Consider the following 15,264-nt stretch of genomic DNA (forward strand, 5'->3'; position numbering starts at 1 on the left):
CCCCCGCGAAACGGTGCACCCATGAAGAAGTCCGCCCCGCTCAGCGCCGTGATCGCCACGGCACTGCTGTTCAGCCTGCCCACCCCGGCCGCCGCGTCCGGCCCCGAACGCCGCTTCGACCTGCAAGCCCACCGTGGCGGCCTGGGGCTGGTCGTGGAGAGCACGCTGCCCGCCTTCGCCAACGCCCTGGAACTGGGCGTCAGCACCCTGGAACTCGACGTCCAGATCACCCAGGACGGGCAGGCCGTCATCACCCACGACCGCAAGGTCTCGGGCGGCAAGTGCCTCGACACCGGCCCGGCCACCCCCGGCGACCCGGAGTACCCGTACGTCGGCAAGTACATAAAGGACTTGACCCTCGAACAGGTCCACACACTCGACTGTGGGACGTTGACTCAGCCGCAGTTTCCGGGCCAGGAAGCCCGCCCCGGTGAGCGGATGCCGCTGTTGAGCGAGGTCTTCGACCTGGTCCGCGAGTACCGCGCCAAGCAGGTGAAGCTGAACATCGAGACCAAGGTGGAGGCGGGCGCCCCGCACGAGACCGCGCCCCGCGAACAGTTCGTCGAGGTGGTCGCGGACGAGATCGAGGCGGCCCACATCGGCCGTCAGGTCTCGATCCAGAGCTTCGACTGGGGCGCGCTGAAACTGATGGGCGAACGGTCGCCCCGGCTTCCGCTGTCGGCGCTGACGAACTACGACTTCCTCCAGGTCGGTAAGCCGGGCGCCTCGCCGTGGCTGGGCGGACTGGACATCGACGACTTCGACGGTGACCCGATCGCGGCGATCAAGACCTTCGACGCCGACGTCTTCTCCCCGGTCCACGGCTTTCCCCAGGGCGGCACGGTCAACGACCCCGACTACAAGCCCTACGTGACGTCCGAAATGGTGGAACACGCGCACGACAACGACATCAAGGTCGTCGTGTGGACGGTGGACGACAAGGACACCATGAACAAGCTCATCGACGACGGGGTGGACGGCATCATCACCGACTACCCGGACCGGCTGCGCGAGGTGATGGCGGCGCGGGGCTTCAATCTGCCCAAGCCGTATCACCGCCCCTAAGGAGTTACGCCTCAGCCGTCGGCGAAGCGGGTGAGGCTGGCCAGGTCGCCGTTCCACAGGTTCTGGTTGCCGGGGACGGCGCCGTGGTCGCTGTGCTGCCAGAAGCTGTGGGAGATCCAGCCGGACGGCAGCGAGCCGACGGTGGGCGCGTACTGCGAGATCCACAGTGGGTTGATGTCGCCGAAGAAGGCCGTGTTGCCGGTGCAGCGCTGCCACCATTTGGTGGTGGTGTAGATGACGGGGTACCGGCCGATGCGTGAGTGGACCGTGTCGGAGAAGTCGCGGATCCAGCCGTCCATCGACTGCTGGGACAGGCCGTAGCAGGGTGGCCCGTCGGGGTTGGGTTCGACGTCGAGCGCCGGTGGCAGTGTCATTCCGCCCGGGATCCAGTTGCCGCCGTTGGCCAGCAGGTGCTCGGCCTGCGCGGCGCCGGACGACTGGTCGGGGCGGGCGAAGTGGTAGGCGCCCCGGATCAGTCCGGCGTTGGACGCGCCCGCGTGCTGTGAGCCGAACAGCGGGCTGCGGTAGTCGGCGCCTTCGGTGGCCTTGATGTAGGCGAACGCGACGCCGTTGGCCTTCGCGTCCTGCCAGTTCACGGTGGGCTGGGAGTCGCTGACGTCGATGCCCTTCACCGTGGCGGAGGCGGACGCGGGTGTGGGCGCCGCGATCAGCGACAATGCCGCCGCTGTCACCAGGAAACCCCTGAGCCATCGCGATCCCGGAGCCGACGTTGCCATGACATACCCCCTCGTGTGTCTGCGGAAGTCTTCAGTAGACGACACTTGCGCCCCGACTTCAGCCGAATCCGCGAAGCCGCACCGGATTTGGCCGACGAAAAACGGTTGCCGCTCCCGGCGGGGACCGGGTTAGCATCGCCGCGTGACATTTGCGTTCTTCCGCTTCGGCTAGCCTCCGCTAGCCGGTTTCGAGGGTGATCCCGCGGCTAGCGATGTGGCACGGCTGTCCGCCGCGCCAGGTCGCTCACCGGGAGCTTTGTCATGTCACCGAACCGTCGTTCGACGGTGGGCGCGGGAGCGCCCGAATCGTTCTGCCGCCTGATCGCGAGTACCACGCACGGGCTTGAGGAGCTCGCCGCCGAGGAGCTCACTCGGCGCGGGCACCGGGTCGTGTCCGTCCGCAAGCGACAGATTCTGCTGGCCTCGCCGTGGTTGCTCGCGAGCGATCGGCCGCGGCTGGTCGACGACCTGCTGATCCAGGTGACCGAGACCGCCGATCCGGGGCCGACGAAGGCCGAGCTGGAGCGGTTGCGGTCGTGGCTGACGACCGCCGAGCTGACGCCGGTTGACTTCGGCGACGGCGAACTGGTCTTCAGCGTGTCGGCGTCGATGGCCGGACGCCGGGCCTACAACCGCTATGACCTCGAAGCGGTGGTGGGATCGGTTCTGGCGCAACGCTTCGATGCTCGGTTCGCATCCCGGGCCGGAGGTGTCCGGCCACCAGCGGACGCGGTCGAGTGGCGAGCGGTGCTGTCGGCCGAGGGGTTCTTGCTCGGCCTGCGGGGTCGCCGGGCGCCGCTGCATCGGCGGGTGTGGAAGACCGCGTCGATTCCGGGGACGCTGCACCCGCCGGTCGCCGCCGCGATGGCTCAGCTCGCCGACCTCGCGTCACGAACCGACCAGCTGGCCGACACCGCGTCGGGGTTGACCGTCCTCGATCCATGCTGCGGGGCCGGAACGATCCTCGTCGAAGCGCGGGAACTCGCACCCCGGGCCACCCTCATCGGCTCCGACCTCGACGCCGCAGCCCTGGCGGCATCGGCTTCCAATACGCGGCACCTGCCGGACATCACCTTCGACAAGGCCGACGCCGCCGAACTGCCGCTGCCCACCGGGTCCGTCGACCGGATCGTGACCAATCCCGCCTGGGGACGACAGGTCACCGCCCGGCACCCGTTCCCGGTGCTGTTGGCCGAATGGCGTCGCGTTCTCGCGCCGGACGGACGACTCGTGTGCCTGGTGCCGCCGGAACTGTTGCGGCACTTCGGTAACTGGGACGTCCGGCAGACGCGGCAGCTGAGCCTCTCGGGGCGGCACCCGGTGATCGTGGTTGCCGCCCCGTGAGGGGGTTTCAGGCGTTGTCGTATACGCGTTGCAGCTCAGCGGATTCGATCTTGCCCATGTTCAGCATCGCCGCCATGACGGCCTGGCCCTTGACCTGGTCGGGGTCGTCGCGCAGCGTGAACAGCAGTTTCGGGACGATCTGCCAGAACAGCCCGTACTTGTCCTTCAGCCAGCCGCACGGACGCGGCTCGCCGCCCTCGGTGAGCTGACTCCAGTACCGGTTAACCTCCTCCTGGGTGTCACAGTGGATCAAGAAAGACACCGACTCGTTGAACCGGTACTGCGGACCGGCGTTCAAAGCCATGAACTTCTGGCCCGCCAATTCGAAGTCGACGGTCATCACCGAACCGGATTCGCCGGGTCCGGCCGATCCGTAGTGCAGCACCTTGGTGATCTTGCCGTCGTCGAAGAGCGAGGTGTAGAAGGTAGCGGCTTCCTCGGCCTGGGTGTCGAACCACAGGAACGGGGTCACTTCTTTCATGATCGTTTTCCTCCAATGGGGATTGTCAGGGGTGTTTCGGTGTTGGGGGTACGGATCCGTTTGCCGGTACGGATTGTGGAAATGTGAACAGTCCGCCGGGGTCGTAGCGGTTCTTGGCCGCGACGAGTCGGGGGAAGTTGTCGGCGTGGTACGCCGTGGCCCAGTCGTCCAGGGCCGGGTCGGGGAAGTTCGGGTAGACGCGTCCCGAGCCGTCGGTGTGCGCGATCGCCCAGGACTCGTCGATCCAGGCGGAGTCGGCCGCGGCGAGGTGCTCGACCAGGAAGCGCTGGTCGCGGTGCGCGAAGGCCGTCGCGGACGCGGCGACGCGGTCGTAGGCGCCACCCATGGCGGTGAAGCCGAGCCGTCGCGGCTCCCCCGTCCCGTCCGCGATCGCCCCGGTCAGCGCCTGGATCGTTGGGGGCCGCATCGGTTCGGCGAAGAACTCCGAGCGGATCCGCAGACCCGGCTCCTGCGGGTCGAGTTCGGCGAGTGTCTGCTTGAGACGGTGGTAGGGCAGCGCGTCCCCGACAGCGATCGCGGGGCTCGTACCGGTGCGGGCGCGGAACTCGTTGAGCAGGTCGGTCGTCGCGGAGTGAGAGAGCAGGCTGGCTCCGGAAAGGACGGCTTCGACAGGGCGGCCGGGTTCGGCGGTGACGGCGAGGTTGGCGGTGAGCTCGTCGGGTGCGTCGGGGGCCCAGTGCTGCCACGCCTCGATCACCTCGGCGATGTGAGCCTCGGTCCAGCGCGCTTCGAACGGAATCGTCATCGGTTCGGGGATCGTGGCGAAGACCAGTGAGGTGACGACGCCGAACTGGCCGCCGCCCGCGCCGCGCAACGCCCAGAACAGTTCCGGGTCCCGATCGGGTCCACAGTTGACGACGCGTCCGTCCGCGAGAACGACCGTCGCGCCGACGAGCCGGTCGCAGGTGAGCCCGTGGGCGCGCCCCAACAGGCCGATGCCGCCGCCGAGCGTGAGGCCCGCGATGCCAACGGTCGCACCGCAACCGGCGGGGATGGTGCGGCCGTGTCGATGCAGCGCAGCGTAAACCTGGGCCAATCGGGCGCCCGCTCCGATCGTCGCTGTTCCGGCGGCGGCCACATCGATGTCGTCGAGTTCGGCGAGGTCGAGCACGGTCCCGTCGGTGGACGACCGGCCCGCGAAGCAGTGGCCGCCGCCGCGCGGAACGATGTGGACGTCGTCGTCTCGCGCGAAGGAGAGCGCGGATACGACATCCGCCACCGAGCGGCATCGCAGCACCAGCTGCGGGCGCACGTCGTCGAAGCGAGGGTTGGCCGCGACGCGCACCGCCTCGTAGCCAGCCGAAGCGGGGCTGAACACCTCGCCCGCGAACCGTTCGCGCAGCCGCGCCAGGTCGATCATGGACTGAGCTTAGAAACGGCGCCCCCGTCAGCGCTTGAACGAAACGCGCATGTTCACTGTCGCGATGGCGCCACGGCGCGCGTGGCGAGGAACGGACGGTAGGACGCCGCGTGGTCGTGCCCGCAGGCGCACTGGTCCTCTCCGCCGACGAGTACCGATCGCGGGCTCAGTCCGGTGAGGCTCAGGCATTCGCGGCTGAGGTGCGCGTGATCGGCGTAACCCGCCGCGATCGCCAGCCCGGCCAATCCGTTGCCGCCGTATCGATCAACCCCGACACCAGTGCTGACCCCGGTTGCGGCGCGGTCACTGGCCCCTGCCCTTGCCTGTGCCAGCGCCAGGAAGCCCTGGAACCGCAGCGTCCGCTGCAAGGTCTTCGGGCCGAGGCCGACCGCGTGCAGGCACCGCCGCCGCAGCTGGCTGCTCGAGATCGCCAGGTGCGCGGCGACGCTGCCGACCCCGACCGGGTGCCACGGCAGCAAAAGCCGCACCGCTTCGGCGACCAACCGATCTACGTGTCGGGCTTCGCGGAACGTCCACAGCAGATGCTCCTGCACGACACCCAACGCCGCTTCCGGCGTCGGTGCGACCGCGACCGCCTCCGCGAGTCGCTCGGCCGCGCTGCCCCACACGTCCGAAAGCGACACCCGCTGGTCCACCAGCTCGTCCAGGACCGTCGGCAACGCCGGTGCCGCCCCCGGATGGAACCGCACCCCCACCAGCGTCGTGTCGGCGGGAATGACCTCGATGTTCGCGCCCGTCAACGGCCCCAGCAGCCGGGGCCGGCCGCCGATCGGGAAATGCAGTTCGACGCCGCCGGTGGGCACGTGCCGCTGCACGTACGGCTCCGCGCCGGTGCGCTGAATCCACACGGTGCGCACCACCCCGGCCAGCTCGGCCCGGGGAGCACGCTCTACGTAGGACTGCGTCACAGCACCAGGCTAGCGCCGCGCGAACGGTTCCGCGACGGTCATTGCCGCGGGATGTCGACTCCGGCCGCCCGCAGCCGCTTCTCGATCAGCGCGGTCAACCGCTCGTAGGTCGGCGGCTGCTCCTGGCCGTCGTGGTGGTTGATCAGCCCGTACCGGGTGGCGCCGTCGCTGCCCTCCAGGTCGCTGGGCAGGCTGGTCAGCGTGGGGTGGTTGAGCAGGAAGTCGGCGGCGGCGTCGGCCAGCCCGACGATCCGCGGATCGTCGGGCTCCCAGTTCCCGGCGTCCCAGATCCGTTTGATCACATCGACGTACGCGGGTTCGGCGATGGCCTCCTCGAACCTAGCCAGGTACGTGTCGAAACCGGACGGAAACAGCGCCCTGGCCAGGATCAGGCTCTCCCGGTAGGTGTCGACGGTGTCCGCGTCGAAATCCAGTTCGCGCAGCCGTTCCAGGAGCGCGCAGGCCCGGTCGGGCAACAGTGCCCGGTCGCCGCTCTCGAGCCGGTGCAGGGTCTTGCGCCGGTCCTTGAGCTCGGCGATCTGCTGGGCCAGCCGCCGGTCGATCTCGTCGATGGCTTCGGCGAACCGCTGCGGGCCCGCGTCGAGCATCGCCGGGATCTGGGCCAGCGGGATGCCCGCGCGGGCCAGCGTCCGGACCCGCACCAGTTGCAGCAGTTGCCGGGAGCCGTAGCGGCGGTAGCCGGAGCTGTCCCGCTCGGCCTCGTCGACGAGGCCGAGCCGGTGGTAGTGCCGCACCGCTTTGACGGTGACGTCGGCGTAGGCCGCCGCCTGTCCGATGGTGAGCCCGCTGCGCATCCCTTACTCGTTTCGCTTCGCCGCGGCGGCCGCCGTCTCGCGAACCACCTCCGCTACCGCACGATAGTCCTTGCGCAGCACGGTGACGTGGTTGCTGGGCACCGTCGCGCCGACGCGGATGTTGGGTCGCCGGGCCAGGACCGGGTCGAGGCTGGCGCGCATCGTGGCCATCTCCTCGGCGGTGCCGCCCATGCTCGCGCCGGTGGCGACGACGAACCGGACCGGACAGGTGACCTGGTCGTATTGGGCCCCAAGGGCTCCGAAGACCTCGTTGATCTCGATGTTGATCTCGGCGTGCTGGTCGGCGCTCATCCGCGCGGCCATGCCGAACGGGGCCAGCAGCGGCAGCGCCCACCGCATCTTGCGGAACTGCTGCCGGGTCCGTTCCTTCGCGGCGTCGTCGATCCAGTCGTGCGGGAAGCCGCCGTCGACCAGGACCACTCCCCGGACCCGGGACGGGTTGCGGGCGGCCCAGTGCACCGCCGTGGCCGCGCCGAACGACCAGCACACCAGCAGCGGCCGCTGGACGCTCCGGGCTTCGAGGACCGCGTCCAGGTCCCGGATGGTGCCCTCGAAGGAGTAGTCGTGCGAGCGCCGGGACTTGCCCCGGGCCCGTTCGTCGTAGGTGATGTGGCGCCAGCCGGAGCCGAGTTCGGCGATCACGCGGCGCCAGGCGGGCTGGCTGCTGTAGGCGCCGTTCAGGTAGACCACGGCGGGCGCGTCGCCGCCGGTGTCGGTGACGGCCAGCGCGGTGTCGTCGACTGTCACGAAGCCGGTCCAGGGCGATTTCTTGCTGTTTGAATTCGTCATGGATCGAACGTAAAAGCTTGACCCTGGGTCAAGGTCAACCCTTGTTCGCCAGCGCCTTGCTCAGTCGTCCGCCAGCGGCGGCCAGCCGTTCGCGGGCGGTGTCGGCGTCCACGTCGTGCTCGATCATGACGATCGCGGACTTGATGTGGTTTCCGGCCCGCCCCAGGGTTTCGGCGGCCGTGGTCAGGTCGGCGCCGGTGATCTCGGCGACCATGCGGGCGGCCCGGGCGGCGAGCTTCTCGTTGAGGACGCGCATGTCGACCATGTAGTTGCCGTGGGTGTGTCCCAATCGGACCATGGTGATGGTGGAGATCATGTTGAGGACGAGTTTCTGCGCCGTGCCCGCCTTGAGGCGGGTGGATCCGGCCACGACCTCGTTGCCCACGACCACTTCCAGGCCGTGTTCGACCACCTTGGACAGTTCGGCGTCGCCGTTGCAGCTCAGCCCGACGGTCAGAGCGCCCCGGCGTCCGGCCTCGGTGAGCGCGCCGATGACGAACGGGGTGCGGCCGCTGGCGGTGACGCCGACGACCACGTCGTCGGGCCCGATGTCGTGGGCGGCCATCGCGGCGGCCCCGGCGTCGGCGTCGTCCTCGGCGCCCTCGACGGAGTTGGTCATGGCCGCGCCGCCACCGGCCAGGACGGCCTGGATGAGCTCGGGCGGGGTGGAGTAGGTGGGCGGGCATTCGGAGGCGTCGACCACGGCCATCCGGCCCGCGGTGCCCGCGCCGACGTAGCGCAGCCGTCCGCCGCGGGCCATCCGCTCGACCACGGCGTCGATGGCGGCGGCGATGGCGTCCAGCTGCCCGGCGATGGCCCGGGGCACCTCGGCGTCGGTGGTGTTCATGACCGCGGCCAGTTCCCGCGACGACATCTGGTCAATGGTGGCGAAACGCGGGTCGGAGCCCTCGGTGGACAGGCCCCTCAACTGCTGGACGAGTGCTTCACTCTCGGTCACGTTGCCTCCATGTGTCGACGCGCTCCGACCCTATATGTGCACGTTTGGATCCGGGAACGAGCGGTGTCACGCCGTGCCGCTTTCGCGGTCCGAACTGGGAAAACTGTCATACCAGTCGGGTATATTCGAACAAACGACCGAATCTCTTCATGCGAGGAGGGCCACCCGTGACCCAGATCGAGATTCCCCTCAACGGCTTCGTCGATTACCTCCGCACCAAGGGCGCCGCGCGCGTCGACGTCGCCGCCCGGCACCTTCACCAATCCACCGAGCCGTACAGTCCGGCGCGCGATTTCTACCGGCGCGCCCTGTCGGCGATCCTGGCCGGGCGACGCAGCGGCGACGACCGGGCGGTGTGCGAGCACGCGCTCGCCGAGGCACCGCCCGCGCGCCGCACCCACTACCAGGCCGTCATGGACGGCTGGCTGCGCTACCTGCCGAAACTGGCCGACACGAAGCACGTCCCGGTACACACCGGACGGTGGCGGGGCGGCAACCTGACGGTCCGGGTGACCCCGCATCTGGGGGTGCGGTATCCGGACGGGCACGTGGAGGCGCTCTTCCTGTACCTCAAGGCCGAGCCGCTGCCCTCGGCGGACGCGCGGGCGATGCTGTGGCTGGCCTCGGCGGCGATGCCCGAGGCGTGCCCGGAGGCACGTCCGGTGATCGTGGACGTCCGGCGTTCCCGGGCGTTTCGGGATCTGCCCGACACCTCCAGCTATCCGGCCTGGCTGATGGCCGAGGCCGGTGGCTACCGGCATCTTCGCGAACAACTGACCACCGCCTGACAACACCTTCGCCAGGTGTCACAAAGCGGCCGTCCCGGCAACGAAGCCGGGACGGCCGTCCTTTTTGGAGTAGGTCAGTAGACGCGCGACCCGATGAAGTCGTCGTGGCCGTAGCCGACGGGATTGGCGTAGTCGCGTGTGGACAGCTTGAGCTTGGAGCCGCTGCCGCCACAGTTCGCGATCACCAGGTTCGCGCCGCTGCCGCCCGAGGCGAAGGCCGCGCACCGGCTGGTGTCACCCTTGGGGTGGACACCCTGGTCGTCGATCACGAACTTCTGGTCGGTGCCGCCGTCGCAGTTGCGCAGCGTCAGCTTGGCGCCCACGGCGCCGTTGCCGAAGTCGACGCAGCGGTCGTGCGACAGTTCGACGTGCAGCGAGCCGAGGCTCTGGTCGTAGTAGTAGCCCTGGTTGCGGCCGCCGTGACAGCCGTAGGCCTGCAACGGCGTCCCGTCCCGGGAGTCGTAGCCCTTGGCGTCGACACACAGGCCGCTGTCGGAGTTCTTGACGTCCTTGAACTCGAACAGACCGTTGTAGAGGGTGGCGTTGCCGGTGCTGGCCGGGTCCACACAGGTCGCGTTCTGCCAGTCCGGGTTGTCGAAGAACTGGGTGATGCACTGTGCGAAGGCGCCGTGCCCGCGGGCGTTGGGATGCAGCGACTGCCGGAAGGCGTGTTCGGAGGGCAGCTCGCCGACCTCCACGTAGACGCCGCGCGCCCAGGTGTTGTCCTCGCAGACGCCGTGGCCTTCGAAGAGCTTGCCCGCGTTCAGGTACCGGACGCCCTTGGCGGTGGCGGCGTCGCGGATGCCGTCCTCGAACAACGGCACCGCCTTGTTGCGGGCGAAGGCCGCGTCGGCCAGGTACAGCAGGCAGCCGCCCTTGTACCAACCGGGGAAGTTCGGGTTGTCCTCCACGTCCGGGCCACCGGGGCTCGGGTAGGACATGACCACGAACTCGTAGTCCGAGTCCAGGTATCCGGCCTCGGTCATGGTCTTGCGGATCGCGTCGATGGACTTCTCGACACCGTCCTCGGAGACCTCGACGCGGGCCGCCCAGTTGTCGGTGTGGTTGGGGTAGCACGGGCCCTTGAACAGGATCCGGTTGGTGGCGCACTCGGTGGCGACCGGTCCGAACTCGATGCCACCGGAGTCGTTGGCGCCGATGGCGATCCACACCAGCTTGATCTTGGTGTTGCGGGCCTTGATGGCCAGGTTGTCGCCCTGGTTCAGCTCGTCCCACTGCGTCTCGCCCGAACCCTGGATCAGGTGCGGACTGGCGCCGCCGGAACAGGCCACATTGTATTGAACATCACTGGCGATCCCGGTACGGAAGATCGCCTGGTCGTAGGAACGGTCACACCAGTTGCCGTCCCGGTGGGTGTTGGGGTCGTAGTTGCCGACGCCTTCGCCGGAGATCTCGCTGTCCCCCATGGTGATCAGCGAGGATTTGCGTTCTTCGACGGGCTTGATGTCGGGGCTGCCGTAGAGCTTCTGGGCTTCCGCGGCTCGGATGGACTCGAGGTTCTCCGGGAGGGGTTTGATGTCGGGGCGGTTCGCGGCGGCCGACGCCGGGGCGATGCTCGTGGTCAGGGTCAGGGCGGTCAGGGCCAGTGCCGTGGCCGCCGCGGTAAGTCGGCTTCGATTGCGGGACATAGAAAGGCTCCCTATCGCGACATTTAACTGCGTGATAGGGAGGTTACAGATACTGGGCAGTAATGTGAAGACCTCTCGCGTTCACGGATTTGTATTTTAAGTTAGGTCACCCTAAGCTGGCCTCACCATGAAGCCCTCCCTGAAGCTCCCCGTGTGGTTCGAAGCGCCCGCCGAACCGATCCGCGTCGCCCCGATCCACGTCGACGCGTCGACCACCCCGCGCCGACTCGCCTTGCGCACCATCATGGCCGCGCGCCGCTACACCGTCCCCGGAGCGCTGTTGACCATCGGGCACCAGCTCGGCGAGGCACTGGTGCCGGTCATCATGGGTCTGGCCATCGACCGGGCTCTGGCCACAGGGGACGTCGGCCAGCTGCTGCTGTGGGTGGCGCTTCTGGGCGTGAACTTCGCGATGCTGTCCTACAGCTACCGGTTCGGGTCCCGGGTCTCCTACCTCGGCATGCAGGCGATCCAGCACCACCTGCGCACCCGGGTCACCGACCGGCTGCTGGCGCCGCGCAACGGCGACAAGGCCACCCTGCCGGGGGCGTCGCTGTCCATCGCGACCTCCGACGTGCTGCGGCTGTCCACACTGGTGGCCATCGGTGTCTACCCGGTCGGGATGTTCGCGGGCGTGATCTTCTGCGCGGTGGTGCTGCTGACGATCTCGTGGCCGCTCGGCCTGGCCGTCCTCATCGGCACCCCGCTGCTGCTGTTCCTGCTGGACAAGGCGGACGGGCCGCTGCGCCGCCGTACCGAGAAGCAGCAGGAGCTGGCCGCCGACGCCGCCGGCAACGCCGCCGATCTCATCACCGGGTACCGGGTCATCAAGGGCATCGGGGCCGAAACCGAAGCCGCGCAACGGTATCTGCGCAGCAGCCAGGAGGCGCTGGACGCGACGCTGCGCGCCAAGACCGCCCAGGGCTTCTACACCGGCTCCACCAACCTGGTCACCGGCCTGTTCATCGCGGCGCTGGCCGTGGCGGCCGGGATCTTCGCCCTCAACAAGCAGCTCAGCATCGGCCAGCTCATCACCGTCGTCGGCCTCACCCAGTTCATCATGAGCCCGTTGCAGGGCCTGGCCGGAATCGTGGCCGCGTTCTGGCCGCCCGGCCTGGCCTCGGCGGGCCGGATCCTGCCGGTACTGCGAGACTCCACAGCGGAGGGTTCCGACGAGGCCGACGAGCTCGCGACCACCGTCGCGAAGCCGGAGACCGGTCTGGAGTTCGCCGCGGTGACGGCGGGAGCGTTGCGGGACTTCAGCCTGCGGGTCGAGCCGGAGGAGTTCGTCGGCGTCGCCGCCGAGGGCGAGACCGCCCGGGTCCTGACCGAACTGCTGTCGCTGCGCCGCGAACCCGAATCCGGGGAGCTGACCTTCGACGGCGAGCCGCTGGCGACCGCCGATCCCGAGGCGATGCGGCGCCGGATCCTGGCGGCCCCGCACTCGGCCGACCTGTTCGACGGCACCATCCGCGACAACGTCGCGCTGGCGGGAGCCGACCGGGTCGAGGCGGCCCTGGACGCGTCCGGCTGCCGCGAGTTCATCGACGTCCTGCCCGACGGCCTCGACACCGTCGTCGGCGAGGGCGGCACCCGGTTGTCGGGCGGCCAACGACAGCGCGTCGCGCTGGCCCGGGCACTGGCGCGACCCGTGCCGCTGCTGGTGCTGCACGACCCGACCACCGCCGTGGACTCGGTGACCGAGGCCGGAATCGCCGAACGGCTCGCGAAAGTCCGCGATGGACTGGCGACGCTCGTCATCACCTCGTCCCCGGCACTGCTGGCCGCGTGCGACCGCGTCGTGCGGCTCGACGAGGCGGCCGACGCCAGCCCCCACCCCCAGGAGAACCCGTGACCCGCCTGCCGATAGCCACCCCGCGCCAGACCCGCGCCGAGTTCGCGCGCGCCATGCGCGGCCGCTGGTGGACCCTCACCTGGGTGATCGCGGCGCTCGTCATCGCCGCCGCCGCGGGGCTGGCGACCCCGGCCGCGCTGGGCGGCATCGTGGACGCCATCTCCACCGGCCAAGGGGCGCAGCGGGTGTGGCTGCTGGGCGGTGCCATCGCCGCCGGTGCCGTCGTGGCCGCGCTGTTCGCCGGACTGGGCACCATCGGCGCCGCCCGGTTGTTCGAGACGCTGCTGGCCTGGCTGCGGGAACGCATGGTGGAACGCGCCCTGTCGCTGCCGCAACCCACAGTGGAGGAAGCTGGCACCGGCGACCTGGTGTCGCGCGCCAGCGACGACGTCTCCCGGGTCAGCGACGCGCTGCCCAAGGTCATCCCGGCGCTGAGCCAGTCGCTGTTCACGATCGCGTTGACCTTTGTGGGCGTCGGCATCCTCGACTGGCGTTACGCCCTGGCGCTGCTGGTGGTCGTGCCCGTGCACGTGTGGACGGTGCGCTGGTACCTGCGCACCGCGCCGTCGATCTACGCCGCCGAACGCGCCACCATGGCCGAACGCGCCCAGCACCTGCTGGCCTCGCTGCGGGGCCTGGACACGGTGCGGGCCTTCGGTTTGCGCGACGCGCACAGCCGACGCATCGCGGCGGCCTCGTGGGAGGCGGTGCGCTGGGCGATGCGCACCCGGATCGTCCAGAACCGGTTCTTCGGGCGGCTCAACTTCGCCGAGTACCTCGGCATGACCGCGATCCTGCTGGTGGGCTTCGTCCTGGTGGGCAACGAACTGAGCACCATCGGCGGGGCCACCGCCGCGATGCTGATGTTCCTGCGGCTGTTCGACCCGATCAACAGCCTGTTGATCGTGGTGGACGACCTCCAGGCCGCGACGGCCTCGCTCAACCGCATCGTCGGCGTGATCCAGATACCGGCCACCAGCGACGCGAAGCCGGCGGCGGTGCCGACCGAATCCGGTCCGGTGCTGACCGCCGAGGGCGTCACGTTCCGGTACCCGACCGGCGACGAGGTGCTGCACGGCCTCGACGTGACCGTGGCCCCGGCCGAGCGGGTGGCCCTGGTGGGCACCTCGGGAGCGGGCAAGACCACGCTGGCGGCGCTGGTCGCGGGCGTCCACGAGCAGCGCACCGGAACGATCCGGCACCGGCGTCCGCCGAAGTCGCGGCGGGCCCGCCAGGTCACCCTGGTGACCCAGGAGGTGCACGTGTTCCACGGGACCGTGCGCGAGAACCTCACCCTGGCCAGCCCGGGAGCCGACGACGAGACGGTACGGGAGGCACTGCGCCAGGTGGGCGCGACCGAGCTGGTGGCGGCGCTGCCGGACGGGCTCGACACCGTCGTGGGAGCCCACGGCCACGCGCTGTCCCATGTGGACGCGCAGCATCTGGCGCTGGCCCGGCTCGTGTTGGCCGACCCCGTACTGGCGGTCCTGGACGAGGCCACCGCCGAAGCCGGAAGCGCGACCTCGGCCCGGCTCGAACGGGCGGCGGACCAGGCGGTCGAGGGACGGGCGGCCATCATCGTGGCGCACCGGCTCAACCAGGCCGCCGGAGCCGACCGGGTGCTGGTGATGGAGGAGGGCCGCTTCATCGAGGAGGGCCCACACGAGGAGCTCGCCGCCGCCGGTGGCCGCTACGCGCGGCTGTGGGAGGCCTGGAGCCGCCGCCGAGGCTGAGCCTGGCAACGGTTCCGGCTGGGGATATGACCGGCCGACCCGGCGCGGTCAGCGCGAGACGGGAGCACAAGAACCCTGTCCCGGCGCGACTCGGGAGTCTCGAGTGGGTCGGCGCCGGGTGTGCAATAGCGGGATCGGGTTCAGGCGGATGTGCTCGCCTACCGGGTCGGCCGGTGTCCGGCTCGCCTACCAAGCCGGACACATCGCGGGGCAGTCGGTCAGATAAAGCCCCGCGCGAATGACGCTAAAGTCGCCACCGGAAGCGTCGGGCGGCGGAAGAGCTTGGCCAGCATGGCGTCCAGCCGCCACACCTGTTTACCGTGCCGGGCGTCCATCCAGAAGCGATGGCGGGTGTCCTCCGCCGTGAAGGCGAACTCCACCCCCGGCAGCGCCGGATCGGCCGACCAGCGGACGTCGTCGAGTTCGCCGACGGCGGTGTCCATGTCCAGCCGGACCCGGCCGAGCACGCGGGATTGTTTCGTGACGACCAGCCGCCTGCGGGTCAGCAGCATCAGGTGGTCACCTGACAGCTGCCCGTCCGGGCGCAGACAGTGCGCCAGCAGCACGACCTCGTCGTCACTGCGGATACTGCGCCGCAGGCTCGGGACGTGACGGCTGAGCGTTATCGTCGCGAGCCCCGCTTCGGCCGCGGCCGCCAGCAGTGTTCTTGAAAACCGATCCATGGTTTATCCGACCCCACCTTCTTGCCAGTTCACGGC

The 15,264-nt window shown here is 69.6% G+C and carries 14 protein-coding genes; 5 read left to right on the forward strand and 9 right to left on the reverse strand.

Annotated features, from left to right (window positions below; translation table 11 throughout):
* The first annotated feature begins 21 nt into the window (after nt 1–21).
* Nucleotides 22–1,065 carry a glycerophosphodiester phosphodiesterase family protein gene (locus SNAS_RS29945; RefSeq protein WP_013021248.1) on the forward strand — a complete coding sequence of 348 codons (1,044 nt, stop codon included), beginning with the start codon at nt 22–24 and terminating at the stop codon, nt 1,063–1,065.
* Nucleotides 1,066–1,076: 11 nt separating this feature from the next.
* Here SNAS_RS29945 and SNAS_RS29950 read toward each other — a convergent pair whose 3' ends face one another.
* The gene (locus tag SNAS_RS29950) at nt 1,077–1,802 is read right to left on the reverse strand and encodes a lysozyme (protein WP_013021249.1); all 726 of its coding nucleotides are present in this window, start codon (nt 1,800–1,802) and stop codon (nt 1,077–1,079) included.
* A gap of 261 nt (nt 1,803–2,063) precedes the next feature.
* Here SNAS_RS29950 and SNAS_RS29955 point away from each other — a divergent pair, with 261 nt between their 5' ends.
* The gene (locus SNAS_RS29955) at nt 2,064–3,146 is read left to right on the forward strand and encodes a methyltransferase domain-containing protein (RefSeq protein WP_013021250.1); all 1,083 of its coding nucleotides are present in this window, start codon (nt 2,064–2,066) and stop codon (nt 3,144–3,146) included.
* A 7-nt stretch (nt 3,147–3,153) separates the two neighbouring features.
* Here the strand turns inward: SNAS_RS29955 and SNAS_RS29960 are convergent, their stop codons facing one another.
* The 6 genes from SNAS_RS29960 to murQ are packed head-to-tail and all read right to left on the reverse strand — an operon-like array spanning nt 3,154 to nt 8,520.
* Nucleotides 3,154–3,627, reverse strand: coding sequence for a VOC family protein (locus tag SNAS_RS29960; protein ID WP_013021251.1), 474 nt, complete (start codon nt 3,625–3,627; stop codon nt 3,154–3,156).
* A 25-nt stretch (nt 3,628–3,652) separates the two neighbouring features.
* A complete protein-coding gene (locus SNAS_RS29965) occupies nt 3,653–5,008 on the reverse strand; it encodes an FAD-binding oxidoreductase (RefSeq protein ID WP_013021252.1) in 1,356 nt (451 codons plus the stop codon).
* A 53-nt stretch (nt 5,009–5,061) separates the two neighbouring features.
* Nucleotides 5,062–5,937 carry a DUF6597 domain-containing transcriptional factor gene (locus SNAS_RS29970; RefSeq protein WP_013021253.1) on the reverse strand — a complete coding sequence of 292 codons (876 nt, stop codon included), beginning with the start codon at nt 5,935–5,937 and terminating at the stop codon, nt 5,062–5,064.
* A gap of 38 nt (nt 5,938–5,975) precedes the next feature.
* Nucleotides 5,976–6,752 (reverse strand): helix-turn-helix domain-containing protein, encoded by a 777-nt coding sequence (locus SNAS_RS29975; protein ID WP_013021254.1) that lies wholly within the window; start codon nt 6,750–6,752, stop codon nt 5,976–5,978.
* 3 nt (nt 6,753–6,755) lie between these two features.
* Entirely contained in the window at nt 6,756–7,562 is an 807-nt protein-coding gene (locus tag SNAS_RS29980) for an alpha/beta fold hydrolase (protein WP_013021255.1), read from the reverse strand.
* Between the two features lie 34 nt (nt 7,563–7,596).
* Nucleotides 7,597–8,520 carry an N-acetylmuramic acid 6-phosphate etherase gene (gene murQ / locus SNAS_RS29985; RefSeq protein WP_013021256.1) on the reverse strand — a complete coding sequence of 308 codons (924 nt, stop codon included), beginning with the start codon at nt 8,518–8,520 and terminating at the stop codon, nt 7,597–7,599.
* 167 nt (nt 8,521–8,687) lie between these two features.
* Between murQ and SNAS_RS33505 the strand changes: the two genes are divergently transcribed.
* A complete protein-coding gene (locus SNAS_RS33505) occupies nt 8,688–9,308 on the forward strand; it encodes a hypothetical protein (RefSeq protein WP_013021257.1) in 621 nt (206 codons plus the stop codon).
* Between the two features lie 74 nt (nt 9,309–9,382).
* On the opposite strand, the gene SNAS_RS29995 is transcribed toward SNAS_RS33505, so the two are convergent.
* Nucleotides 9,383–10,957, reverse strand: coding sequence for a ricin-type beta-trefoil lectin domain protein (locus SNAS_RS29995; RefSeq protein ID WP_013021258.1), 1,575 nt, complete (start codon nt 10,955–10,957; stop codon nt 9,383–9,385).
* A 127-nt stretch (nt 10,958–11,084) separates the two neighbouring features.
* Here SNAS_RS29995 and SNAS_RS30000 point away from each other — a divergent pair, with 127 nt between their 5' ends.
* Entirely contained in the window at nt 11,085–12,812 is a 1,728-nt protein-coding gene (locus tag SNAS_RS30000) for an ABC transporter ATP-binding protein (protein WP_013021259.1), read from the forward strand.
* The gene (locus SNAS_RS30005; RefSeq protein WP_013021260.1) at nt 12,809–14,545 is read left to right on the forward strand and encodes an ABC transporter ATP-binding protein; all 1,737 of its coding nucleotides are present in this window, start codon (nt 12,809–12,811) and stop codon (nt 14,543–14,545) included. The genes SNAS_RS30000 and SNAS_RS30005 overlap by 4 nt, the downstream gene beginning before the upstream one ends.
* A 218-nt stretch (nt 14,546–14,763) precedes the next feature.
* Here SNAS_RS30005 and SNAS_RS30010 read toward each other — a convergent pair whose 3' ends face one another.
* Nucleotides 14,764–15,228 carry a hypothetical protein gene (locus tag SNAS_RS30010; RefSeq protein WP_013021261.1) on the reverse strand — a complete coding sequence of 155 codons (465 nt, stop codon included), beginning with the start codon at nt 15,226–15,228 and terminating at the stop codon, nt 14,764–14,766.
* Nucleotides 15,229–15,264 lie beyond the last annotated feature (36 nt).

This window comes from Stackebrandtia nassauensis DSM 44728, assembly GCF_000024545.1.
GTDB lineage: Bacteria > Actinomycetota > Actinomycetes > Mycobacteriales > Micromonosporaceae > Stackebrandtia > Stackebrandtia nassauensis.

Bases quoted from the DNA above. Each gene is read 5' to 3' on its own strand.
- SNAS_RS29980 (WP_013021255.1), bottom strand. From the start codon at position 7,562: ATGACGAATTCAAACAGCAAGAAATCGCCCTGGACCGGCTTCGTGACA.
- SNAS_RS29945 (WP_013021248.1), top strand. From the start codon at position 22: ATGAAGAAGTCCGCCCCGCTCAGCGCCGTGATCGCCACGGCACTGCTG.
- SNAS_RS29965 (WP_013021252.1), bottom strand. From the start codon at position 5,008: ATGATCGACCTGGCGCGGCTGCGCGAACGGTTCGCGGGCGAGGTGTTC.
- SNAS_RS29955 (WP_013021250.1), top strand. From the start codon at position 2,064: ATGTCACCGAACCGTCGTTCGACGGTGGGCGCGGGAGCGCCCGAATCG.
- SNAS_RS29975 (WP_013021254.1), bottom strand. From the start codon at position 6,752: ATGCGCAGCGGGCTCACCATCGGACAGGCGGCGGCCTACGCCGACGTC.
- SNAS_RS29995 (WP_013021258.1), bottom strand. From the start codon at position 10,957: ATGTCCCGCAATCGAAGCCGACTTACCGCGGCGGCCACGGCACTGGCC.
- SNAS_RS30010 (WP_013021261.1), bottom strand. From the start codon at position 15,228: ATGGATCGGTTTTCAAGAACACTGCTGGCGGCCGCGGCCGAAGCGGGG.
- SNAS_RS29950 (WP_013021249.1), bottom strand. From the start codon at position 1,802: ATGGCAACGTCGGCTCCGGGATCGCGATGGCTCAGGGGTTTCCTGGTG.
- SNAS_RS30000 (WP_013021259.1), top strand. From the start codon at position 11,085: ATGAAGCCCTCCCTGAAGCTCCCCGTGTGGTTCGAAGCGCCCGCCGAA.
- SNAS_RS29960 (WP_013021251.1), bottom strand. From the start codon at position 3,627: ATGAAAGAAGTGACCCCGTTCCTGTGGTTCGACACCCAGGCCGAGGAA.